Here is a 22332-nt window from a genome sequence, read left to right on the forward strand (position 1 = left end):
CGGGGTCACCCCAGCGCACGGATTTTGGACAGCAGCTCAGCCTCTTGCACGGGCTTGACGACGTACTCGACGGCCCCCTGCCGCAAGCCCCAGATGCGATCGGTTTCCTGGCTTTTGGACGTGCACATGATGACGGGGATTTTTTGCGTTTCGGGATCGCGCGCGAGCTGGCGCGTCGCCTGAAATCCATTGAGTCCGGGCATCACGACGTCCATCAATACAAGGTCGGGGGCCTGGGTGCGCGCCAGCATCAAACCCTGCTCGGCCGAGTCGGCCGTCAGAACGTCGAATCCATGTTTGCTGAGCATTTGCGCCAAGTAGTGACGCTCGGTTGCCGAATCATCAATCACCAAAATTCGCTGTACGGGCATTGACCATTCCTCGCCAAAAAGCCACACGCATTCCGGGTGCGGCAGTCTACCGCATATACGCTCCCATACCGCTGGGAACCCCTCACTGACCGATTGCCGGCACCTCTTCGCTCAATGCCGGAATATACCGTCGCACGGCTGCCAGAAGGCCGTCGCGCGTAAACGGTTTGACCAGATAGTCGTCACAACCCACGACGCGCGCGCGGGCCCGATCGAACAATCCGTCTTTGCTGGACAACATCACGACCGGAACTTTGGCCAGCGGCGGGTGACGGCGAATCAGCGCGCATGTCTGATAGCCGTCGAGTCGTGGCATGAGGATGTCGACGAACACCAAGTCGGGGGGCGAACGAACCAAATGCGAAAGCGCGGCAAACCCATCCTCGGCCAGGATCACCTCCACCCCGAGGGGCCGCAAAATGCTGGCGGCGCTGAGCCGTATCGTACGACTGTCGTCGATGATCAGCACACGCGCACGCGGCTGCCCAGAGGTCGCGGCACCCACCGCCTCGGACGGCCCACCCATTCCATTCATCGAGACATCCCCCCCTGCACGATGGACATTTTGTTGCTACGTCTGCTCGCCAGCCCACCTTGGTTCGCCGGATGCCAGCACATCGCCCATGATTCAACGCCCGCTGGAGCCCACTCCAACACAAGCGTCGTGCAGCGACTGACCGCGCGCGGCGCACCGGATAAATTTCGGCCATTGTACGCAGCCTGTCGCCCCATGCTCAATACCCGCACGATCACTCTGCGGGCCTCAGCCTCTGCCTCCATCCGCAGCTGTCCCGATCGCCAACGAGACGTCGCCGACGCCCTCCACCCAGCCGTGAATGCGATCGCCCGGGGACACCGGGCCCACCCCCTCGGGCGTGCCGGTAAAAATCACGTCTCCGGGCTGCAAATGGTAGTAGCGTGAAAGATCGGCGATCAGCTCAGGCACGCTCCAGATCATGTCCACCACATCGGCACGCTGGCGTACCTGACCGTTGACGGCCAGCCCGATTTCCCCGCGAGACACGACCACGCCCGGCATCGGCGTTACCGCGCCGCACACCGCCGCCCCCTCTACATCCTTGCCCAAACACCAGGGGTGGCCCCTTTCGCGCAGCCGCGCCTGCACGTCGCGCCGCGTCATATCCAGACCGACAGCATACCCGTAGATCAACGCCGCCGCTTCGGAAGACGAGATGGCAAACCCCTCGGTGCCGATGACCACCACCAACTCGACCTCGTGGTGGTAGTCGCGCGTTTGTGGGGGATACGGCTGCGTTGTGCCACTGGGCACCAAGTGCAGCGCAGACTTGGTGAAGTAAAACGGCTGCGTCGTGGCTTTGTCGATGGTGACCCCCATCTCGCGCGCATGGGCGTGATAGTTGCGCCCAACAAAAAACAGCCGCCGCACCGGCAGCCGGACGTCACGATCACGCACGGTCAGCGAGACGGGTTGGGGTGGAGGCCAAAGGTCACTCGACATCCTGCATCCTTCTGAACGGGTCGGGTGCCATCGTAGCGCTCGCAACCACCGCCGCAAAGCCCGGGCGTTGTTTTTTCGCAAGGCGGCTCCTGTTGATGCACGCGGCCGAGGGCGATGCGACAATTCCGGCCATGAGCACGACGAGCCTCGACGACTTGATGCACAACCTGGGCCGGCAGGCCCGCAGCGCCGCAGCGGCCATGGCCCGAGCCAGCGCCGCGCAAAAAAACGCCGCGCTGCGCGCGCTGGCCGCGCGGTTGCGCGCCCATGTCGAACCGCTGCAGTCCGCCAACGCGCGCGACATCGAGCGCGCCCGCGCCGCGGGCTTGAGCGAGCCGATGGTGGATCGCCTGAAGCTCACGCCCAAGATCATCGAGACCTGCGCGCAGGGGTGCGAGCAGCTCGCCGCGATGCCCGACATCATCGGCGAGATCATCGGGCTGCAGCAGCAGCCCAGCGGCATCCGCGTCGGTCAGATGCGCGTGCCCATCGGCGTCTTCGGGATGATTTACGAGAGCCGCCCCAACGTCACGATCGAGGCGGCGTCGCTCGCCATCAAGAGCGGCAACGCCTGCATCCTGCGCGGCGGCTCGGAGGCCATCGACTCCAACCGGGCGTTGGCCGCGCTGGTGCAGGCGGCGCTCGCCGACGCCGGCCTGCCGCCCGAGGCGGTACAGCTCGTGCCCACCACCGACCGCGAGGCGGTCGGGCACCTGATCGCGATGCCGCAATACGTGGACGTGATCATCCCGCGCGGCGGCAAGGGGCTGATCGAGCGCATCAGCCGCGAGGCCAAAGTGCCCGTCATCAAGCACCTGGACGGCAACTGTCACACCTACGTCGATGACCCGTGCGATCTGGACCTCGCGGTCAAGGTCACCGACAACGCCAAGACACAAAAATACAGCCCCTGCAACGCGACCGAAAGCCTGCTCGTCGCGCGCGGCGTGGCGGCGGCGTTTCTGCCGCGTATCGGCGCCATCTTCGCCGCCAAAGGGGTGGAGATGCGCTGCTGCCCCGAATCCAAGGCCATCCTCGCCACCGTCCCCGGCGCGACGGTGGTGGACGCGACGGAGGAAGACTGGTCCACCGAATACCTCGCGCCGATCATCAGCGTCAAGGTCGTCGCGGGGCTGGACGAGGCAATCGACTGGATCAACCGCTACGGCAGCCACCACACCGACGCGATTCTGACCACCGACCATCGCCACGCGCAGCGCTTTTTGCGCGAGGTCGATTCCAGCAGCGTCATGGTCAACACGAGTACCCGCTTTGCCGACGGGTTCGAGTACGGCCTGGGTGCCGAGATCGGCATCAGCACCGACAAATTCCACGCCCGCGGCCCGGTGGGCGTGGCGGGACTGACGTCGCTGAAGTACGTCGTCCTCGGCGAGGGCCACATCCGCACCTAAACGCCGGACGCGGTACCGCCCGTGCTCCTTCGGTAGCGCTTGGCTCGGGGTCACGCGCGGCCCGTCGGGATTTGCCCCGTACCGGTGCCGGCACGGGGCAATCGCGGGGCAACGCTCCGCCGGCGAGCGCTCAACCGGCACGCACCGCCTGCTGCACCTCGTCGAACAGGCGGGTGACCTCGGGGTCGGGGGTACGGTCCAGTCGGCTCGCCACCACGATCGCCAGCGTGGCCAGCACAAATCCGGGCACCATCTCGTACAGCTGCCACCAACCGCCCTGCTTCCACACGACGACGGTGACGGCTCCCACGACCATACCGGCCAGCGCTCCCCGCGCCGTCATGCGCCGCCAGATCAGCGACAACACCACCACCGGGCCGAAAGCAGCCCCGAACCCGGCCCACGCGTAGCCCACCATCCCCAGGATGCGGCTGTTGGGGTCGGCTGCCAGCGCAATCGCCACCACGGTGACCGCCAGCACCGTCGCGCGCCCGAACCACACGAGCTCGCGCTCGCTGGCGTGTCGACGCCAAAACGCCTTGTAAATATCCTGCGTCAGCGCGCTGGAACACACCAACAACTGGGCGGAGAGCGTGCTCATGATGGCGGCCAACACCGCCGCGAGCAACATCCCCGCCACCCACGGCGAAAACAATTGCTGCGCCAATTCGATGAACACCCGCTCGGGGTTGGCCGCGACCGCGCCCCCCTGCTGGGGATGGGCCGCGTAGTATGCGGTGCCGAAAAAGCCGACGGCCACCGCCCCCGCCAGACACAACACCATCCACGTCATGCCGATGCGGCGCGCCCGCGTCATTTCCCGATGCGAATGCGCAGCCATGAACCGCACCAGGATGTGGGGCTGACCGAAATACCCCAGGCCCCACGCCATCAGCGACACGATCGCCACCGCATCGAGCGAGCCGATCCAGTCGAAATGCGCCGGGCTGTGTGCACGCACCGCCTCGACACTGGCGTGCGGGCCCCCCAGGGCCGACATCACCATCAGCGGAGCCATCACCAGCGCCGTAAACATCAACGACGCCTGGATGGTGTCGGTCCAGCTCACGGCCAAAAACCCGCCGATGAAGACGTACGCCATGGTGCACAACGCCCCTACCCACAATGCCGTGGCGTACGGCATACCGAACATGCTCTCGAACAAACGCGCGCCCGCTACCACACCGGAGGCCGCGTACAGCGTAAAAAAGACCAGAATCACCAGTGCCGATACCGTGCGCAGGGCCTGGGCGTGGCTGCCAAACCGGTTGGCCAGGTAGTCCGGCAGCGTCAGCGCGTTGCCCGCGCGCTCCGAAAACAGACGCAGGCGCGCCGCCACCCAACGCCAGTTGGCCCAAGCCCCCAACACCAGGCCGATGGCTATCCACGCCTCCGACAATCCCGAAGCGAATACCGCACCGGGCAAACCCATGAGCAACCATCCACTCATGTCGGAAGCACCGGCTGCGAGCGCCGTGACGAACGCACCCAAGCGCCGCCCGCCCAAAATGTAGTCGGCCAAACTGCTTGTGGCACGCCAGCCCAGCCAGCCCACGACCAACATGGCCACCAGATACAAACCAAACGTCAGCACCACTGGCAGTGGTGTATTGGTCTCGATCATCCCATCCTCCTGTGCGCAAGCCGCTGCGCCCGCAACAAGCGTTGCAATCGGTCGCGCATCGTAGGGGCGATGGCCGCAACACCACGCGCCAACCTAGGGTTTGCCCGAGTCAATAACAAAGAAAAACGCGCCGCATAAGCCGCCCTAATCCCGTGGCGCCGCTCAGCGTTGCGCCACGCGCGTGCCCTCGACTCGCGTAGTCGTGGTCCCTGGCGCGCACTAGCCTGACAGCATTGCGGGCCACCACGCCGCCCCCACCAGCGTGCTGCCGGCCATGCCCGGCAACAGCGCCAACCACCGCCTGCCTGCGGGCACCCCTTGCCGCGCGAGCAAACGCTCGCCCAAATACACGCTCCACGCGACGCAGCAAAGAAAGAGCACGGCCTTGGCACCGTGCACCCCGGCAGAACCCAACGGCGTGAACCGAAGGGGTTCGAACAGCGCGCTGCCCAGGCCGATGATGAGCGACCCCATCGCCACGGGGGCGTACTGATAGCTCAGCTCGGTAAAGCGCTGACGCATGTTGCCGTCACCCCCCAGGCGTCCGGAGATCCACGCGGCCAGCGCGGTCAGGCTACCCAACGCGACTGCCACCAACAGCATCCAGCCGAGCATGAAGCCGACGATCATGAAAAAATCCAGCCACCAAAATACCTCCGCCTGCTCGGGGTGCACACTCATGAGCCAGCGCGGCCCCGACTCGAACCACCAGGCCCAGTCGCGCGCCAACGCCCACTCCGCCGCCGCTTGGCGCATACGCTGATAAACGGGGGAAATCAACCACAAAAACCCGCCCAACGCGACCCCGGTGTCCAGAAACAGCATCCACCCCTCGGCAAAATGGGCCCGGTGCTCGCGAATGCGCTCGATCTCCCGTCCAAAGCGACGAAAGACCAACCGCAAGCTTCCCTTGGCACCGGGGTTGACACAGCGCATGCACTGGATGCAGTGACGCGTCTCCGCCTTTTGGGGCAAATAGATCATCGTGGGACACGCGCCTTTGAGCGAGTAGATATCGCGCCCCGGCACCCTCGCTTGGGGCACGATGTCGACTGGGCCCAGCCGCGCGTACAAACCCAACACCCGGCCAATTGGACACAGGTGACGGCACCACGCGCGCTTCTTGCGCCCCCAGAGGAACCCGACGACCAATGCCGCCGCCATCGTGGCACCAAACAGGATGGCGGCGCTGTCGGCAAAATCGCGCACGCTCAGCGTCTGCCCCCACGCCGTCACCACGATAAAACTGACGGCTGGCGTCCCCTCCCAGCGCATCCAGCGCGGGATCGGCCACCCCAATCCCACTTTGTTCGTCCACTCGGTGGCGGCCCCCATCGGACATAGCACGCCGCACCATGTGCGCCCGGTCAAGACCGTCGACAAGAAGACCAGCGGGAACCACACCCCCCACAACAGCACGTTGGCCAGTACGGTAAAGTGCGTCCACGGCGTGGCTGTCTCGGGCGGATCGGGCAAAAACACCGGCACCACGATGACCGCCACGAACAACGCCATCATCGCCACGTGCAACCAGACATAGCGGTCGCGGTGGCGTACCAAAAACGCCTCTACCGCCTCCGAGGCCCGTGTCGTGGGCACACGGCGGTGCACGGCGATCGGCTGCTCCGGCACGGATGCTCCGGCGCGCTGCTGCGTCAACTCCGACATGCTCACCTCCTGCTGCAACGCCCCCGCGTCCCCCGAGGAGCCCATGGCAACACGCGCCGCCAACCCCTCGTGCCTAGCGCGCCGTCCGATCGGTGCGCAACAGCTGCCAAAGCGCAAACGCCCAAAACAATGCGACGGCCAAAACCACCGTTGGCGCGGGGCGCGCGCGGTAACCCGCAAACTCCGGCAGAAATCGCCCCTATCCCAGGCTGTCGTCGATCCCCCCACTGACATCCCAGAGCGGATCCACCCACGTTGGCCACCACGCCATCGCCACCAAGCGATCCAAGCCCGCCACGAGCAATGATGTTGCGGTCACGAGCAACAACCACTCGCTGAGGCGAAAGAGGGCAACCAGCGGCACGCGCCGCATACCACTGGCCACCACCACCAGACACGCACCCCCCAGCCCCAAACCCGCCCGCAACCGCCGCTGGTCGTGCCTTGCGGTCGTCCACGACCACATCACCCCGATGACCAACAGCGCCTCCAAACGCTCGCGCCACACGACGACCATCCCGTTCCACATCGGCCATCCCCCGCCTCAACGCGCCACCACCCACATCCGACCGGTGTCCATGTGGAACTCATCGACAAACGCGTACCGCCCCGGCCAGAGACTGGGCAAGACAATGAACGACGTCGCCACTGGCAACGCTGCCCACACCACACCCCCAAGCAAAGCAACCACCACGCGGGCCGCCACCCTCATCATCACCCCCGCCCGTGCAACCCAGCGGCCGCGCGCCAAGACGCTTTAGCGCGCGCAACCGAGCCAATCAATAGCCACCCTTTTTGCCGACACCGGCGTAGGTGAACTCCCACTCCAGCGTAAACGGCTGAAACCACGGGCGCACCCCCGTGGCCTTGTCGACGTGGCGGCCGAACATGTGCCCCGCGTGGTTTTCCTTCGCGTTGGGCGGATAAACCGTGTATTTCAGCCGGTACTTGCCCGGACCGCGCAGCTTGACGTTGTCGCCATAGTGCGGCCCATCCGACGCGACCATCGGCATCATGTCGCCTTTGATGACCTCGCCGCTGCCGACCTTGGCAATCTCGTAGCGCACCAACAAATACGGCACCCAAGCCCCTTCCGGAAACCCGTTCGGGTTGTCGGCCACGGCGCGAATGTCGGCCTCCAGGTGAATATCGCTCTCGGACGCCTTGCGCATCATCCCTTCGGGTTCCATCTCGACCGGCTGCAAATAGACGGCACCCACCTCCAAACCCGCCCGCGTCTGCGGCTTGCCGATGGGGTACTCCAGCGCGTGCGCCACCACCGCCGCCCCGGCCAGACCCCACGCCACAACAGCAACCTTCCAGTTCGACATCCTCTTCTCCATAAACGAAAACATCTCTGCGACAGGACGCACCGCGTCGACGGCGCGCGCCCACCGACTGTAACACAAACGATAATCGTTTTTATTTGATTCAAATCAAAACAAACCATCTGCCCCGCCTGTACGCACCGGCCCGCACCGCACCCAGCCGCTCACAACGCAGTCCCCGCCGTACACACAGACCCACACAGAAGATACCCGCCGCTGCTCACCCACGTACCCCAGAAGATTGACAGCACAGGGGCAAGTGACTATGATTCTCATTACTTGCTCAAAGTGTTCACCATGATCGTTTGCATCTGTCACCGCGTGAGCGATCGCATCATTCGCGACGCTGCCCAGCAAGGCGCGAGCTTCGAGGAGCTGCAAGCCATGCACGGGGTGGCCACGCGGTGTGGCCGCTGCGAATCGTGCGCGCGCGCACTGTGGTCCTCGTCTCGTGGAGGCGGTCCCATGACCTGCCCCCCGATGCAAGCGCATCACCCGCCGTTCGCGATGCCCTGCTGACCGAGTTGATTGATGCCGACAGCGTTGGCCGGGCGCCTTTCTTGCCAATATTTGGCAGGCTGGGTTTACGTCGTGCTACGATTTGCGACCCCCAAGGTCAAGACGGAGCACACCCATGAAAGGCGCACCGGAAGTACTCAACGCGCTACAGGCGCAGCTCAAAAATGAACTGACGGCCATCAACCAATACTTCGTTCACTACCTGTCACATCCCGGATGATCATATGGCCGTTTTTGGAACAGATGCGGGTGTGACGTGTACCACTGTTTCATGGCCTGCATGGGCGTGAGACCCTTGAGTGCGGCCTGGGGCAGCTGGTGGTTGTAAAGCCAAGCATAGCGCAGCAGGGTCTTCTCGAGATCCTCGCCGCTGATGAAGTGGTGGCTGCGCAGCACCTCCTCGATGCGGCCGTTGAAGCGCTCTACCATCCCGTTGGTCTGGGGGCGTCGCACGCGCGTGGTGCGGTGCTCGATGCCGAGTGCCTCGCACAGGCTCTCGAAGGCGTGGGTGGCACTGGGCTGCCCCAGCAGCCGTGCGGTGAACTCCTTGCCATTGTCTGTGAGGATCTTGTTGATCTTGATCGGGCACGCCGTGAGCAGCGACTTGAGGAAGGCGCGCGCGTTTCTCGCGCTCTTGGAGGCGTACAGGGCAATGAAGACCCAGCGCGTGGCACGGTCGATGGCCACAAAGAGGTAGCGCCGCCGCGTCTCATCGGCCATTTGCGGCAGGTACTTCACGTCGATATGAATGAAGCCCGGCTCGTAAGCGGCAAAGGGCTGATGTGCGGGTTTGGGCACCTGGGGCTTGAGGGATCGCAGCGACCCCACGCCGTGGCGTCGCAAGCAGCGATCCAGTCCCGAGCGCGACACGTCAGGACAGACGAACTCGCGCATGACCGACAGCAGATCATCCAGCGGCAGCAGCAGCGTCTTGCGCAGCTCCACTGCAATGGCCTCCTGCGCCGGGGTCATGGTGGTACGCAGCCGGTGCGGGGTGTGGGAGCGATCCAGAAAATCCTCGCGGCGCTTCCACTTGTACACCGTCATGAGCGAAACGCCGTAACGCTCAGCCAACACCGCAGCCGGCTCATCCGACAGCGCGATCTCGCGCCGTATGGCTGGCGTTGTACGCGCCAGGGCATGCAGCTTGATGTTCATGAGGGCATCTCCCGATGATGGTCGTCAACGCCTTGACCCGCTGCCCAGCAGCTCGCGCAGAACGCTTACCGCCAGCAGGTACGCATGGCGTGATGGCACTATCCAATCATCCGGGATGCGACAACTACCGCATGCTGGATCACTGGGGATTCGGCAAACTCGCCAAAAAGGAATACGCCGAGTCCATTGGTGAGATGAAGCATGCTGACCGCCTCATGGCCCGCATCTTCATGCTGGACGGGCTGCCCAACCTGCAAGACCTGGGTAAACTCTCGATCGGCGAAAGCGTGCCCGAAATCTTGCAGGCAGATCTGGCGCTGGAGCGCACGGCACAGCAAACCATCAAAGACGGCATCGTCACGTGCGAAAAAGCGGGAGACTTTGTCTCGCGCGAGCTTTTGTGCGAAATTCTGGACGACACCGAAGAGCACATCGATTTTCTGGAAACGCAGCTCGAGCTGATCCAGCGCGTCGGCGAGGCCAATTATCTCCAGAGCATCATGGATGATCCCTCCTGAGGTCTGCTGTAGCAGCCGCTAGGCCCGTTTCATCCATCGCAGGCTCGCACTGCCCGTGTGGATCGCCCGCACGAGCCGGCGCGCTGGGGCACTCTACACCATCGAGGCGGCAGTGCCCATCGTGGCCCAGCCACGGGTGACCATGTCCGTGGCATCCCGTCAAACACACCGCCTCTCGCGCCGTCACACATGCCGGCATGGCGGTTGATTGTCCTTTTCCGGCCACCAAACCCGGGGCGCGCAGCCCCCACAGCAACGCGGTGCGAAGCACCAACACTTGTCCGCGCAGGCGCACCACCTCGCTGCTCAAACGCGCAACCGCCTGCGCCCACTCCTGTTGGGCGCGCTCGGCGTGGCGCTGAGCGCGCGCCCATTGGCGGCAAATAACAGGGTAGTCTTCCATCGGTATTCCCACGCGTTTGTTGGCCCAAATGCTCAATGCACGGGCGAGCGCGACAGCCCGTCGCCGACTTCGTCCCACCCATCGGCTGTGCGCGCAGCACGCTCGGACCATTCGTTGGCCAGCCGGTGCAGCACGATCGCCAGGGGCTCCGACAGGGCCGGGTGGTCAGCCATGCGTCGCAGATTGGCGGCCAACTTGCGCGCCGAAAACGGACACGGCGGCCGCTGCGTATCGCGCGTGGCCTGCCAATGCAGCAACGCCAGCGTACCGGCCAACAAAGGCTCCAGCGGTGGGACGTCGACAAACTGGGACATCGCGGTCTCCTCGAGAGGGTACCCACCCGATCGACATGATGAGGCGTTACCCATGTCTGCAGTGTAATGCGAATCATTACCGTTTCCGACTGAAGACCGTGTTCCCCATGTGGTTTTTCGGCAGGCCACGGAGGGATAATCAGCCCATGACCAAACAGCGTGTCGTCGTGGGACTTTCGGGCGGGGTCGATTCCGCCGTCAGCGCCTGGCTGCTCAAGCAGCAGGGCTACGAGGTCGTGGGCATCTTCATGAAAAACTGGGAGGATGACGACGACAGCGAATACTGCTCCAGCCGACAGGACTGGCTGGACGCGGCCAGCGTCGCCGACGTCATCGGCATCGACATCGAGCACGTCAATTTCGCGGCCGAGTACAAAGACCGCGTGTTCGCCGAGTTCCTGCGCGAGTACGAGGCGGGCCGCACCCCCAACCCCGACATCCTGTGCAACGCCGAGATCAAGTTCAAGGCGTTTCTGGATCACGCGATGCGGCTGGGTGCCGAGAAGATCGCCACCGGCCACTACGCGCGCGTGCGCTTCAACCCCGCCACCGCGCGCTATGAGCTGCTCAAGGGGGTCGATCCGGCCAAGGACCAGAGCTACTTCCTGCACCGGCTCAACCAGGCGCAGCTGAGCAAGACGCTGTTCCCCGTGGGCGAGCTGCACAAAACCGAGGTGCGCCGCATCGCAGCCGAGATCGGGCTGCCCAACGCCAGGAAAAAGGACTCCACCGGCATCTGCTTCATCGGCGAGCGGCCGTTCCGCGAGTTTCTGCAGCGTTACCTCAGCGGCACGCCGGGCCCGATCGTGGACGAGCACGGACGCACGATCGGCCGGCACGTGGGTCTGAGTTTCTACACACTGGGCCAGCGCCAGGGCCTGGGCATCGGCGGCGTCAAGGGCGGCGACGCCGGCCGCCCGGCGGGCGAGCACGCGCCGTGGTTCGTCGCGCGCAAGGATCCGGCCACCAACACCCTGTGGGCCGTGCAGGGGCACGACCACCCGTGGCTGCTGTCGCCGCGGCTGCACGCGCAGGACGCGAGCTGGATCGCGGGTGAGCCGCCCGCGCCCGGCCGCTACGCGGCCAAGACGCGCTACCGCCAGGCCGACGCGGCGTGCGCTTTCGCGCCCACCCCCGAGGGGTTTGGGCTGACCTTCGACGAGCCGCAGTGGGCCGTCACGCCCGGCCAAAGCGCGGTGCTCTACGACGGCGAGGTGTGCTTGGGCGGCGGGGTGATCGTCAGCGCCTCGGCCACCGAGCGGCCGCTGCCGCCGCTGGCCGCGCCTCCGCAGGCCAAGGCGCGCCGGCGGCCGGCTGTGGGCGCCCGCAAGCCGGCCTGACGGCGCGGGGTTGCCACCGCTTGCCCACCGATGGCCGAGTCCGTCTGGTCCGACTGGTTCCCGGTGCTGCGCTGGGCGCGCGGCTATGGCCGCGGCCAACTGGGCGGCGACCTGACGGCGGCGGCGGTGGTGACGCTGCTGCTGATCCCGCAGGCGCTGGCGTACGCGGTGCTCGCCGGCATGCCGCCGGTGACGGGCCTGTACGCCAGCATCGTGCCGATGGCGGTGTACGCGCTGATGTGCAGCAGCAACGTGCTCGGGCCCGGGCCGACGGCGTTGCGATCCGTCATGTCGGCGGCGGCGGTCGGCGCGGTGGTTACCCCGGGCGGCGACGCGTTCATCGCGACCAGTGCCGTGCTGGCGGTGCTGGTCGGCGTCGCGCTGCTGGTGATGGGGGCGCTGCGCATGGGGTTCATGGCGCATTTCCTGAGCCAGCCGGTGCTGGCCGGCTTCATCACCGCGGGCGGGCTGCTGATCGCAATGAGCCAGGTCGGACACCTGCTCGGGGTGCCGCTGGCCAGCGGCGACGCGCTGGCGTTCGCGCGCAGCCTCATCGCGCGCGCGGGCGACGCGCACGGGCTGACGCTCGCGGTGGGCGCCGCTTCGATCGTGGCGATGGTGGTGGCGCGGCGCTGGGGGCGCATGGCGCTGACGCGGCTGGCCATCCCGGCCGCCGTGGCGGATGTGCTGGTCAAGGCCGCGCCGCTGCTGGTCATGGCGGCGGCGATCGGCGCGGCGCACGCGTTCGATGCGCCGGCGCGCGGCGTGGCGGTCGTGGGCGACATCCCGCGGGGGCTACCGGGACTGTCGGTCGCGCCGCTGCTGACCGTGCCGTGGACGACGGTACAGGCGCTGCTGCTGCCCGCGCTGCTGATCGCGGCGATGACCTTCGTCGAGCAGATCTCGATCGCGCAGTCGATGGCGGCGCGGCGTGGCGAGCGGCTGGACGCCAACGCCGAAATGCGCGCGATGGGGGCGGCCAACGTCGCGGCCGGCCTGACGGGCGCGTTCGCGATCGGCGCGAGCTTTGCGCGCACGACCGTGGTCGCGGAAAGCGGCGGCCGCACGCCGGCCGCGGGGCTCTACACCGCCGTGCTGCTGGCGCTGGCGGCGCTGCTGCTGACGCCGTGGCTGCGCGCGCTGCCGATGGCGGTGCTGGCAGCGGTGGTGCTGGTGTCGCTCGGGTCGCTGCTGGACTGGGCGAGCTTTCGGCGCAACTGGCACTACTCGCGCGCCGACTTCGCGGCGCAGGCGCTCACCTTTGTGGCGACGCTGCTGGTCGACCTGGTCTCCGGGTTGATGGTGGGGGTGCTGGCGTCGCTGGCGCTGCACCTGTGGCGCAGCAGCCACCCGCACATCGCCGTGGTGGGCAACGTCGCCGGCACCGAGCATTACCGCAACGTCCGGCGCCACGACGTGATCACGCACCCGCACCTCCTCGGGCTGCGGGTGGACGAGAGCCTCTTCTTCGCCAACGTGCACCACCTCGAGCAGCGCATCGACGCGGAGCTCGCCGCGCAGCCCGCCATCCGCGACGTCATCCTGCAGTGCACGGCGGTCAACGATATCGACGCCAGCGCGCTGCAGGTGCTCACCGCCCTCAACGACCGGCTGCGCCAGCGCGGCGTGCGGCTGCACCTCAGCGAGGTCAAGGGTCCGGTGATGGACCGGCTGCGCCGCAGCGACTTCCTGCAGCGCCTGAGCGGCCACATTTACCTGACGCACCACCAAGCGGTGCAGGCGCTGCGGGCGCCGCCGCCCGACGCTTGAACGCGGCCAGCCCTGCGGTGCCGCGCGGGGCGCAATGGATCACAATTGACGGGCCGCGCCGGCCGCCGGGTCGCGCCCGCCATCCGGGGTGTTGATCATGTGGTCCGCGAGCGCGCCGAACGCCTGCAGAAGCGCCTCTCGCAAGTCCGCGTCCGCCACACAGTCGTCCAGCGCGGTACGCATGCACAGCATCCAGGCATCGCGCTCGGCCGGGCCAATGGCGTACGGCAGGTGGCGCATGCGCAGGCGGGGGTGACCTTTTTTCTGCACGTACAGGTCGGGGCCGCCCAGCCAGCCCGACAGAAACTCGAACAGGCTCTCGCGCGAGCCGTCCAGCCGCTCGGGGTGCAGGCGGCGAGCGGCCCACGCCTGCGGCCACTCGTCCATGACTTGGTAGAAGCGGTCGACCAGCCGGCGCACACCCTCGGCACCGCCGATGGCTTCGTAGGGAGTCGTGATCGTCGTCATACCGGGTGTCCTTTCGGGCGAGGCAGACGGGAGTAGCCACCGCACGCGGTTTTGAGCTTTCGCGTGCTTACCCCGCGATGGCCGCATCGAACGGTCGCGGCGACGCCGACCACATCGACAGCACCGCCTCGGCCTGCTGCAACACCTGCTGCACCGCCGCGTCCTGCAGATCGGGCGGGTAGCCATACTTGCGCAGGATGCGCTTGACCAGCACGCGCATGCGGGCGCGGGCGGATTGCCGGTGCGCCCAATCGACCGTGACGTTGTCGCGCAAGCTGACGAGCAGCTCGTGGGCGATGACGCGCAGCTTCTCGTCCCCCATCACCTGCACGGCGCTCTCGTTTTCGGCCAGAGCATCGTAGAAGGCGATTTCCTCCTCGGACAGGCCCGACTCCTCGCCACGCTGGCGGGCGGCGCGGATGTCCTTGGCGAGCGCGATCAGCTCCTGCAACACCTCCGCCGTGGTGATGGCATTGGCGTGGTAGCGCGCCACCGCGTCCTCCAGCCGCTGCGAGAAGGCTTTGGTTTGCACGACATTGGACCTCGCGCGCGAGCGGATGCCGTCGTTGAGCAGCTTGCGCAGGGCTTCCAGCGCGAGGTTTTTCTTCTCCATCTGCTGCACTTCGGCCAGGAACTCGTCCGAGAGGATGGAGATGTCCGGGCTCTTGAGGCCGGCGGCCTGGAGGATGTCCACGATCTCGGTGGAGACCACCGCACGGCTGACGATCTGCTGGATGGCCAATTCGCGCTCTTGCTGGGTTACTCCAGAGCCCGTGCCGCTTTTCACCAGCGCGGCGCGGATGGCCTGAAAGAAACCCACTTCCTCGCGGATGGCGCGCGCCTCGTCGGACGCAGAGGCCAGCGCGAACGCCTTGGAGAGGGCCAGCACGGCGTCCTGGTAGCGGCGGTGGGCCTTGCGCTTGCCTTCTTGCGTCGTCTCTTGCGCGGCCCACTGCTGCTGCCGCTCGAGGATCCACTCGATGGCCCCGGCCATCATCTGCAGGCGCTCCTGCGGCGTGCCGTGCAAGGCGCTGGCGTAGTCGAAGCCGTGGAACATCGCGCGCACGATTTCGACCTTTTCCAGCATCAGTGCGACGGCCTCGGCCTCGTCCACGCCGGTCTGCGCGCGGTCACGCGGCGAATACTGCGCCAGCGCGTTTTTCAGGTTTTGCGCGATGCCGATGTAGTCCACGATCAGCCCGGCCGGCTTGTCGCGAAACACGCGGTTGACGCGCGCAATCGCCTGCATCAACCCGTGGCCGCGCATGGGCTTGTCCACGTACATCGTGTGCATGCAGGGCGCATCGAAGCCGGTCAGCCACATGTCGCGCACGATCACCAGCTTCAAGGGGTCGTTCGGATCACGGGCACGCTTGGCCAGCAGATCGCGCCGCGCCTTGTTGCCGATGTGCCGCTGCCATTCGGGCGGGTCGCTCGCCGAGCCGGTCATCACGATCTTGAGCACGCCTGCGTTGTCGTCGTCACTGTGCCAGGCCGGGCGCAGTTGGACGATCTCGTCGTAGAGCTTCACGCAGATGCGGCGACTCATGCACACCACCATCGCCTTGCCATCGAGCGCCGCCACGCGATCCTCGAAGTGCTGGACGATATCGGCCGCAACCCGCTTCAGGCGCTTGTCCGCGCCCACCAGCGCTTCGACGGTGGCCCACTTCTGCTTGGCGCGCTCGCGCGCCGACTCCTCCTCGTCCTCCAGAATCTCCTCGATCTCGGCGTCGATCTTCGGCTTTTCTGCCTCGTCGAGTTCCAGGCGAGCCAGGCGCGATTCGTAATAGATCGGCACCGTCGCGCCGTCCTCCACCGCCCGGCTGATATCGTAGATGTCGATGTAGTTGCCAAACACCGCCGGGGTGTTGACATCGTCCGCCTCGATGGGCGTGCCCGTGAAGCCAATGAACGAGGCGTTGGGCAGCGCATCGCGCAGGTATTTGGCAAAGCCGTAGGAAACTTCCCCCGTCTTGGCGTCCACCTTGGCCTTGAAGCCGTATTGGCTGCGGTGCGCCTCATCGGCGATCACCACCACGTTGCGCCGCTGGGTGAGCGGCCCGTCGATTTCGCCGAACTTCTGCAGCGTCGTGAAGATCACGCCGCCCGAGGCGCGGCCTAGCAGTTCCTTCAAATGCTCGCGCCCCTCGGCCTGCACCGGCGTTTGCCGGATCAGGTCGCAGCACATCGCAAAGGTGGCAAAGAGCTGGTCGTCCAGGTCGTTGCGGTCGGTGATGATCACCAGCGTCGGGTTCTCCAGCGCCGGGTGTTTCACCAGCAACCCGGCGTAGAAGGCCATGAGCAGGCTCTTGCCCGAACCCTGCGTGTGCCAGATCACGCCCACCCGCCGGTCGCCGGGGCGCTGGTCCTTGACCGAGGGCAGGCCGTAACGCGCCGGGTCTTCCTGCGCGACATTCAGCGGCGGCAAGGCGCGCACCGTTTGCGCCACCGCCTTCTTCACCGCATGAAACTGGTGATAGCCCGCGATGATCTTGACGAGCCCCGCCCCGGTTTGACCGAACACCGTGAAGTCGCGCAGCAACTCGAGCAGACGCTGCCGCTCGAACACGCCTTCGATCAGTGTCGAAATCTCCGGCGTGCCTTTCGGCATCACCGCCGTGCCGTCGGTCGTGCGCCAGGGCATAAAGCGCTCGAAGTCGGCCGAGAGCGACCCCACCCGCGCCGCCATGCCGTCCGAGGTGACCAGCAGCGCGTTGGTGTGGAACAGCGGCGGGATCTGCTGCTTGTAGGTCTGCAACTGATTGAACGCACCCACGAGGTGCGCCCCCGCGCTGCCCGGGGCTTTGAGCTCGATTACCGCCAGTGGCAGCCCGTTGACGAACACCACCACATCCGGCCGCCGCGTGTGCGGGCCGTGGATCACCACGAACTGGCTCACCGCCAGCCAGTCGTTCTGCTGCGGATGGTCGAAGTCGATCAGCGCGACCTTGCCCGCGGTCAGCGTGCCGTCCTCGGCGTGGTACTCGACGTCCACCCCTTCGGTGAGCAGCCGGTGCAGGCGGCGGTTTTCTTCGAGCAATGCGGGCAGTTCCGACTGCGTCAGCTTGCGGATGGCCTCCTGTCGCGCCGCCTCGGGCAGGGTGGGATTGAGCCGCGCGACGGCTTGCATCAGCCGCGCAAGCAGCACCACATCGGCGTAACGCTCGCGCTCGGGCCGCGGCCCGTCGGGGCCGATCGCCTCGTCACGCTCGACGGCATAGCCCAGGCTGGCGAGCTGATCCAGCAGCGCCGATTCGACCTCGGCTTCGGACAGGAAGGCCATCATGCCCTCCCGAGGACGAACTTTGCACGCTCCCGGCGGAGCATTTCGTATGGGGTCATGAACCGCACATTAAGGCCGATGCAGACATTCGGAATTTTGATGCGTTTGGTCGAGTTGGCCGGCGTTTCGTGCGTGACCACGGCATGCCCCTTGGCCAGGGCATGGGCGATGAGATAAAAATCTGCTATCTGGAAAAAGGTATTGATGGCCGCCGACTCGTACTTTTGCTGCGTGACCCAGGCGCTCACCTTGCCGAACTGCGCGGCAACCTGCGGGTCGGTTCTGAGAAAGAGGCCGCGCCCACGCTGGCGCATCCAATCGTTCAGTTCATCAGCGCCCGCGGCGATTTCGTCGGCCACCTTGTCGATGCTGAATACGCGCCCGGCGGCATTGCTGTCCATCAGCCAGTCCCAGAACGCAGGGCAGAAGTCCAGGCCGTAATGCAGGTTCTTGGCTTGTGAGATAGCTGTCGCATCCCGGATGATTGGATAGTGCCATCACGCCATGCGTACCTGCTGGCGGTAAGCGTTCTGCGCGAGCTGCTGGGCAGCGGGTCAAGGCGTTGACGACCATCATCGGGAGATGCCCTCATGAACATCAAGCTGCATGCCCTGGCGCGTACAACGCCAGCCATACGGCGCGAGATCGCGCTGTCGGATGAGCCGGCTGCGGTGTTGGCTGAGCGTTACGGCGTTTCGCTCATGACGGTGTACAAGTGGAAGCGCCGCGAGGATTTTCTGGATCGCTCCCACACCCCGCACCGGCTGCGTACCACCATGACCCCGGCGCAGGAGGCCATTGCAGTGGAGCTGCGCAAGACGCTGCTGCTGCCGCTGGATGATCTGCTGTCGGTCATGCGCGAGTTCGTCTGTCCTGACGTGTCGCGCTCGGGACTGGATCGCTGCTTGCGACGCCACGGCGTGGGGTCGCTGCGATCCCTCAAGCCCCAGGTGCCCAAACCCGCACATCAGCCCTTTGCCGCTTACGAGCCGGGCTTCATTCATATCGACGTGAAGTACCTGCCGCAAATGGCCGATGAGACGCGGCGGCGCTACCTCTTTGTGGCCATCGACCGTGCCACGCGCTGGGTCTTCATTGCCCTGTACGCCTCCAAGAGCGCGAGAAACGCGCGCGCCTTCCTCAAGTCGCTGCTCACGGCGTGCCCGATCAAGATCAACAAGATCCTCACAGACAATGGCAAGGAGTTCACCGCACGGCTGCTGGGGCAGCCCAGTGCCACCCACGCCTTCGAGAGCCTGTGCGAGGCACTCGGCATCGAGCACCGCACCACGCGCGTGCGACGCCCCCAGACCAACGGGATGGTAGAGCGCTTCAACGGCCGCATCGAGGAGGTGCTGCGCAGCCACCACTTCATCAGCGGCGAGGATCTCGAGAAGACCCTGCTGCGCTATGCTTGGCTTTACAACCACCAGCTGCCCCAGGCCGCACTCAAGGGTCTCACGCCCATGCAGGCCATGAAACAGTGGTACACGTCACACCCGCATCTGTTCCAAAAACGGCCATATGATCATCCGGGATGTGACAGATATGTTTGCAATTTTGGCTTGTCGAGAAACGGCCATCGCCTCATTTCTCCGCATGAGCAGGCAGCGCCAGCATGTTTTCGATCAAGCGGATCATCACGTCCTTGTTCTTGGCGTCGGACTCTGCCACGAGCAGCGCCAGCGCCGCCAGCCCCACGTCGTTGATGACGGGCTGGCCATCGCGCAGCAGGCGGCCGTTGCGCGCCAGAAAATCCACGAACAAAAACGCCCCGCTGCGCTTGTTGCCATCGGCGAACGGGTGGTTCTTGATGACGAAGTACAGCAGATGCGCCGCCTTGGCCTCGAGGGTGGGATAGGCCGGCTCGCCGAACACCGACTGCTCCAGATTGCCCAGGATGGCGGCAAACGCGTCGCCGCGCTCGCGCCCGAACAGCTCGGATGCCTCGCCGCGCGCCATCAAGTCGGCCTTCAGCCGGGCGATGGCGGCGCGGGCCTCCTCCACCGTGGGCAACACACCGCCCGGGCTGCCGGCGGGTGCGGTGAGCAAGCCCTCGTCGTAGCGTTGCAGCCAAAGAAAGGTCTGGGTGTAGCGGGCGATCACGTCCACCAGCCCGCGCCCCTGCTCGGCGGTAAAGGCCGCACCCGCGGCGGCTTTCTGTACGAGTTGCAGCGCCGCTTGTAACTCCGCGGCGTTCTGCTCGAAGCGCTGGCGGTCGAGCGTGTAGCCCTGCGTCAGATGCTCGCGCAGCACCCGCGTGGCCCACTGGCGAAAGCGCGTGCCCTGAACGGACTTCACCCGGTAGCCGACCGAGATGATCACGTCCAGGTTGTAGAACTCCACCTGGTAGGTCTTTCCATCGGCGGCAGTATGTGCAAATTTTGCACATACTGCCTCGCGCTCGAGCTCCCCCTCGGCAAAGACGTTGCGGATGTGCTTGGTGATCACCGAGCGCTCGCGACCAAAGAGCGCGCCCATCTGCTCCTGCGTCAGCCACACCGTCTCGCGGTCGAGCCGCACCTCCACCCGTGCTTCGCCGCTGTCGTAAATGACGATGTTTTGGTTCGGCTTCATAAGCCCCGCTCCTTCAGGAATGCCTCGGCATCCTTCACCCGCAGCTCGCCGGAGATCAGCTTGGGCAGCAGCGTGTCGCGGAGTTGGGCGAGGGTGCGTGATTCCTGTGCATTGCTGACTATTTGATCGAATAACGGAGCAAGCACGCCATCAAACACCTTCAGGCTTTCCGGAGGGGCGACAGCGATCCGGGCTTCGTTCAGATGCTTGCGCTGAATGTGGCCCATTGTCGTTGCCTTGTCGGCGGCAATGGCACGGAAGCGCGGCAAATGATGACGAGTAGCAAAAAAATAGAACCACTTCGGAACCTTGTTAGACGTTACCTTGAACAAGTGCTGATTCAAAGCACCCCGACCACCGTTCCAAACCTCGACCTCAAGCGAGCCTGACCACGAAAACAGGATGTCGCCATCGACTACGACATATTCGGGCTTGATTCGCGCGCTTGCTCGGTCGGCTCCTTTTGTGTTCCCAGCGCGCAGCTGCGCAATTTTGATGACCGGCAGAAACTCGTCGTCGTTTTCCGGAGGAAATTTCTGTAGTGCGAGTCCATTTAGATAGTTCGCAATCGAGTCCAGGGAGCGCATTTCCCACCCCTCCGGAATCTCCCCTAACTCCGACTCGACAAAACGGTCGGGAAAAAGGTCGTAGAGGTGGGCGGGCAGGCCAGGCAGCGACTGGCCGCGCTGCCAGCGACCTTCCATCTTGGCGCGCACCGGCTCGAAGTCCACAAACCACGCCTTGAACAGGGCGCTGGCCATCGCCTCCAGCGTTTCGTTCTGCTTGCGGTTGAGCTCGATCTTGTCGTCCAGCGTGCCGAGGATGTGGGCGATGGCGCGTTGTTCACGAATGGGAGGGAGGGGTAGATCGATAGATGCCAGCTCGGAAAGACTGAAGTTGGCCTGCACGGACTGCACGATACGCGTCTGCGCATCTCGGACGCGATCGCGATCACGCAGGGCGTAGAAGAGAAAGTTCGGCTCAACAAGGGAACGATTGGGACGTATGATCGCGACCGCCTGATTGGTATTTGCAGGCAGAATGTGTGCGTCCACCTTGGCAACGCGACCAATGGTGCCAGCAATGGTGAAAAGCACATCGTCTCCTTGCAGCCTTGATCTCTCCAAGAGCCGATGTGTTTCTTGATCGATGAAGGCGAATTTTTCCGGCTGAAAGCGTCCGTCATCAGTAATCGCTTCGACCTTCACGAACACAACCCCAGATTCGACAAATCGGCCACCGAGGGTGGTCGGCGTAGTCCCTTTCGTGACGCGGGAAGCAACCTCGCCTACAGTCGTTCTAGACCACTCACCCACCACACCCCATCCCTTCTTCCCCTCCTGCACCACCACCTTATCCCGCTCGACATCTTTTTTGAACGATTCACTGGTCGCCGCCCAATCCACCACATCCACCCGCCACGGCAGGTCGGATTCGGAAAAGGCGTCGCTCAGGCGGGCGCTGACATCCAGCGAAAGCGGCTCGTCGGTGATGATCGCCAGATCGAGGTCGGAGTATTCCTTGGCCGTCCATTTGGCGCGTGAGCCGAACGCCCACACCTCGTACTGAGGCACGTGCTTTTGCAAAATGCTTTTTACGATCTCCCAGTGATCTGGGCGTATGTCGATGTTCGGTATATCAGGCATTGCGTGCTTCCAGCGTGCTCAGCAAAGCGCGGGCGTCACGGATGAAGATCAGCGTCCCCTGGTATACCTGCTGAGCCTTTTCGTGGTCGTATGTATGCGCCGTGATGTTGCGCATGTGGCGGTATTTGAACCACGCCTCCACGTCGGCGATCAAGCTCTTTTCCGCGGCCAGCCTCAAGAGATCACGAAAGTTGGTGGCATCCACTTCATCCGGGCTGGCCGATTCCATCTCTATCTGACGCCGGATCATCTTGATGCAGATTTCGTACACAAACTCGAAATTCTGGATGACTCCCGCGATCAGGGTGTTTTGCACTTTGCCGGACTGTGCGTTAAACCAGCCACTGTCGCCAACCACCTCCAGCCCGTCTTCGAGGGAGGCAATGGCGTTACGCAGGGCGGAAAGATCCAATTGTGTACCAGGCATTTCAGCCCTCCTTTCACGATGAA

20 protein-coding genes and 2 pseudogenes are annotated in these 22332 nt (G+C 64.9%); 7 read left to right on the top strand and 15 right to left on the bottom strand.

Annotated features, from left to right (window positions below; all coding sequences use genetic code 11):
* Positions 1-5: 5 nt before the first annotated feature.
* The 3 genes from LCC91_RS11230 to LCC91_RS11240 all read right to left on the bottom strand — a co-directional run bounded on the left by LCC91_RS11230 (position 6) and on the right by LCC91_RS11240 (position 1851).
* Entirely contained in the window at positions 6-371 is a 366-nt protein-coding gene (locus LCC91_RS11230; RefSeq protein ID WP_058616376.1) for a response regulator transcription factor, read from the bottom strand.
* A gap of 82 nt (positions 372-453) precedes the next feature.
* Positions 454-897 (bottom strand): response regulator, encoded by a 444-nt coding sequence (locus tag LCC91_RS11235; protein WP_058616377.1) that lies wholly within the window; start codon positions 895-897, stop codon positions 454-456.
* 237 nt (positions 898-1134) lie between these two features.
* On the bottom strand, positions 1135-1851 hold the full coding sequence (locus LCC91_RS11240; RefSeq protein ID WP_143898062.1) for a fumarylacetoacetate hydrolase family protein: 717 nt from the start codon (positions 1849-1851) through the stop codon (positions 1135-1137).
* Positions 1852-1982: 131 nt separating this feature from the next.
* Between LCC91_RS11240 and LCC91_RS11245 the strand changes: the two genes are divergently transcribed.
* Positions 1983-3263, top strand: coding sequence for a glutamate-5-semialdehyde dehydrogenase (locus LCC91_RS11245; protein WP_143898049.1), 1281 nt, complete (start codon positions 1983-1985; stop codon positions 3261-3263).
* Between the two features lie 130 nt (positions 3264-3393).
* Here the strand turns inward: LCC91_RS11245 and putP are convergent, their stop codons facing one another.
* From putP to LCC91_RS11265, 4 genes are all read right to left on the bottom strand, one after another.
* Positions 3394-4887 carry a sodium/proline symporter PutP gene (gene putP / locus LCC91_RS11250; RefSeq protein ID WP_143898051.1) on the bottom strand — a complete coding sequence of 498 codons (1494 nt, stop codon included), beginning with the start codon at positions 4885-4887 and terminating at the stop codon, positions 3394-3396.
* A 219-nt stretch (positions 4888-5106) separates the two neighbouring features.
* On the bottom strand, positions 5107-6555 hold the full coding sequence (locus tag LCC91_RS11255) for a 4Fe-4S binding protein (RefSeq protein ID WP_058616387.1): 1449 nt from the start codon (positions 6553-6555) through the stop codon (positions 5107-5109).
* Positions 6556-6754: 199 nt separating this feature from the next.
* Positions 6755-7084, bottom strand: coding sequence for an FTR1 family protein (locus tag LCC91_RS11260; protein WP_224440932.1), 330 nt, complete (start codon positions 7082-7084; stop codon positions 6755-6757).
* 250 nt (positions 7085-7334) lie between these two features.
* Positions 7335-7886, bottom strand: coding sequence for an iron transporter (locus LCC91_RS11265; RefSeq protein WP_224440933.1), 552 nt, complete (start codon positions 7884-7886; stop codon positions 7335-7337).
* Positions 7887-8180: 294 nt separating this feature from the next.
* On the opposite strand from LCC91_RS11265, the gene LCC91_RS13945 reads away from it, so the two are divergent.
* Positions 8181-8402, top strand: a complete 222-nt coding sequence (locus LCC91_RS13945; protein WP_082668420.1) for a (2Fe-2S)-binding protein — start codon at positions 8181-8183, stop codon at positions 8400-8402.
* Positions 8403-8517: 115 nt separating this feature from the next.
* Positions 8518-8619, top strand: a pseudogene (locus LCC91_RS11275) (bacterioferritin); the annotation flags it as partial.
* Here the strand turns inward: LCC91_RS11275 and LCC91_RS11280 are convergent.
* Positions 8601-9560 carry an IS481 family transposase gene (locus tag LCC91_RS11280; protein ID WP_224440934.1) on the bottom strand — a complete coding sequence of 320 codons (960 nt, stop codon included), beginning with the start codon at positions 9558-9560 and terminating at the stop codon, positions 8601-8603. The pseudogene LCC91_RS11275 and the gene LCC91_RS11280 overlap by 19 nt on opposite strands.
* 92 nt (positions 9561-9652) lie before the next feature.
* On the opposite strand from LCC91_RS11280, the gene bfr reads away from it, so the two are divergent.
* Positions 9653-10078: a bacterioferritin gene (gene bfr / locus LCC91_RS11285; RefSeq protein WP_143898576.1), complete on the top strand. Its 426-nt coding sequence runs from the start codon at positions 9653-9655 to the stop codon at positions 10076-10078.
* 435 nt (positions 10079-10513) lie between these two features.
* Here the strand turns inward: bfr and LCC91_RS11290 are convergent, their stop codons facing one another.
* Positions 10514-10795: a hypothetical protein gene (locus LCC91_RS11290; protein WP_058616383.1), complete on the bottom strand. Its 282-nt coding sequence runs from the start codon at positions 10793-10795 to the stop codon at positions 10514-10516.
* Between the two features lie 146 nt (positions 10796-10941).
* Between LCC91_RS11290 and mnmA the strand changes: the two genes are divergently transcribed.
* Together mnmA and LCC91_RS11300 are read left to right on the top strand one after the other, a co-directional pair.
* Complete coding sequence (gene mnmA, locus LCC91_RS11295) at positions 10942-12135, top strand: tRNA 2-thiouridine(34) synthase MnmA (RefSeq protein ID WP_143898571.1); 1194 nt, start codon at positions 10942-10944, stop codon at positions 12133-12135.
* A gap of 30 nt (positions 12136-12165) precedes the next feature.
* Positions 12166-13905, top strand: coding sequence for a SulP family inorganic anion transporter (locus LCC91_RS11300; protein WP_143898569.1), 1740 nt, complete (start codon positions 12166-12168; stop codon positions 13903-13905).
* A gap of 39 nt (positions 13906-13944) precedes the next feature.
* On the opposite strand, the gene LCC91_RS11305 is transcribed toward LCC91_RS11300, so the two are convergent.
* From LCC91_RS11305 to LCC91_RS11315, 3 genes are all read right to left on the bottom strand, one after another.
* Positions 13945-14373 (bottom strand): group II truncated hemoglobin, encoded by a 429-nt coding sequence (locus LCC91_RS11305; protein WP_143898567.1) that lies wholly within the window; start codon positions 14371-14373, stop codon positions 13945-13947.
* A 67-nt stretch (positions 14374-14440) separates the two neighbouring features.
* Positions 14441-17659 carry a type I restriction endonuclease subunit R gene (locus LCC91_RS11310; protein ID WP_143898573.1) on the bottom strand — a complete coding sequence of 1073 codons (3219 nt, stop codon included), beginning with the start codon at positions 17657-17659 and terminating at the stop codon, positions 14441-14443.
* A complete protein-coding gene (locus LCC91_RS11315) occupies positions 17659-18144 on the bottom strand; it encodes a DUF4411 family protein (protein ID WP_143898564.1) in 486 nt (161 codons plus the stop codon). Before LCC91_RS11315 ends, LCC91_RS11310 begins: the two co-directional genes overlap by 1 nt.
* Before the next feature lie 105 nt (positions 18145-18249).
* Here LCC91_RS11315 and LCC91_RS11320 point away from each other — a divergent pair.
* Positions 18250-19203: pseudogene (locus LCC91_RS11320) on the top strand (IS481 family transposase); the annotation flags it as partial.
* A 43-nt stretch (positions 19204-19246) separates the two neighbouring features.
* Here the strand turns inward: LCC91_RS11320 and rhuM are convergent.
* From rhuM to LCC91_RS11335, 3 genes are read right to left on the bottom strand one after another with little or no spacing between them, the layout of a single operon-like run.
* Positions 19247-20236 carry a RhuM family protein gene (rhuM, locus tag LCC91_RS11325; RefSeq protein WP_058616650.1) on the bottom strand — a complete coding sequence of 330 codons (990 nt, stop codon included), beginning with the start codon at positions 20234-20236 and terminating at the stop codon, positions 19247-19249.
* Positions 20233-21882 carry a restriction endonuclease subunit S gene (locus LCC91_RS11330; RefSeq protein ID WP_058616651.1) on the bottom strand — a complete coding sequence of 550 codons (1650 nt, stop codon included), beginning with the start codon at positions 21880-21882 and terminating at the stop codon, positions 20233-20235. Before LCC91_RS11330 ends, rhuM begins: the two co-directional genes overlap by 4 nt.
* Positions 21875-22309, bottom strand: a complete 435-nt coding sequence (locus tag LCC91_RS11335; RefSeq protein ID WP_058616652.1) for a nucleotidyltransferase substrate binding protein — start codon at positions 22307-22309, stop codon at positions 21875-21877. Before LCC91_RS11335 ends, LCC91_RS11330 begins: the two co-directional genes overlap by 8 nt.
* Positions 22310-22332 lie beyond the last annotated feature (23 nt).

Origin of the sequence: Tepidimonas taiwanensis, from assembly GCF_020162115.1 — a bacterium.
Taxonomy (GTDB): domain Bacteria; phylum Pseudomonadota; class Gammaproteobacteria; order Burkholderiales; family Burkholderiaceae_C; genus Tepidimonas; species Tepidimonas taiwanensis.

Coding starts and splice junctions, on each gene's coding strand:
- bfr (WP_143898576.1), top strand. CDS start 9,653: ATGGCACTATCCAATCATCCGGGATGCGACAACTACCGCATGCTGGAT.
- LCC91_RS11245 (WP_143898049.1), top strand. CDS start 1,983: ATGAGCACGACGAGCCTCGACGACTTGATGCACAACCTGGGCCGGCAG.
- LCC91_RS11235 (WP_058616377.1), bottom strand. CDS start 897: ATGGGTGGGCCGTCCGAGGCGGTGGGTGCCGCGACCTCTGGGCAGCCG.
- LCC91_RS11330 (WP_058616651.1), bottom strand. CDS start 21,882: ATGCCTGATATACCGAACATCGACATACGCCCAGATCACTGGGAGATC.
- LCC91_RS11240 (WP_143898062.1), bottom strand. CDS start 1,851: ATGTCGAGTGACCTTTGGCCTCCACCCCAACCCGTCTCGCTGACCGTG.
- LCC91_RS11300 (WP_143898569.1), top strand. CDS start 12,166: ATGGCCGAGTCCGTCTGGTCCGACTGGTTCCCGGTGCTGCGCTGGGCG.
- mnmA (WP_143898571.1), top strand. CDS start 10,942: ATGACCAAACAGCGTGTCGTCGTGGGACTTTCGGGCGGGGTCGATTCC.
- LCC91_RS11255 (WP_058616387.1), bottom strand. CDS start 6,555: ATGTCGGAGTTGACGCAGCAGCGCGCCGGAGCATCCGTGCCGGAGCAG.
- LCC91_RS11280 (WP_224440934.1), bottom strand. CDS start 9,560: ATGAACATCAAGCTGCATGCCCTGGCGCGTACAACGCCAGCCATACGG.
- LCC91_RS13945 (WP_082668420.1), top strand. CDS start 8,181: ATGATCGTTTGCATCTGTCACCGCGTGAGCGATCGCATCATTCGCGAC.
- putP (WP_143898051.1), bottom strand. CDS start 4,887: ATGATCGAGACCAATACACCACTGCCAGTGGTGCTGACGTTTGGTTTG.
- LCC91_RS11335 (WP_058616652.1), bottom strand. CDS start 22,309: ATGCCTGGTACACAATTGGATCTTTCCGCCCTGCGTAACGCCATTGCC.
- LCC91_RS11310 (WP_143898573.1), bottom strand. CDS start 17,659: ATGGCCTTCCTGTCCGAAGCCGAGGTCGAATCGGCGCTGCTGGATCAG.
- LCC91_RS11230 (WP_058616376.1), bottom strand. CDS start 371: ATGCCCGTACAGCGAATTTTGGTGATTGATGATTCGGCAACCGAGCGT.
- LCC91_RS11260 (WP_224440932.1), bottom strand. CDS start 7,084: ATGTGGAACGGGATGGTCGTCGTGTGGCGCGAGCGTTTGGAGGCGCTG.
- rhuM (WP_058616650.1), bottom strand. CDS start 20,236: ATGAAGCCGAACCAAAACATCGTCATTTACGACAGCGGCGAAGCACGG.
- LCC91_RS11290 (WP_058616383.1), bottom strand. CDS start 10,795: ATGTCCCAGTTTGTCGACGTCCCACCGCTGGAGCCTTTGTTGGCCGGT.
- LCC91_RS11265 (WP_224440933.1), bottom strand. CDS start 7,886: ATGTCGAACTGGAAGGTTGCTGTTGTGGCGTGGGGTCTGGCCGGGGCG.
- LCC91_RS11305 (WP_143898567.1), bottom strand. CDS start 14,373: ATGACGACGATCACGACTCCCTACGAAGCCATCGGCGGTGCCGAGGGT.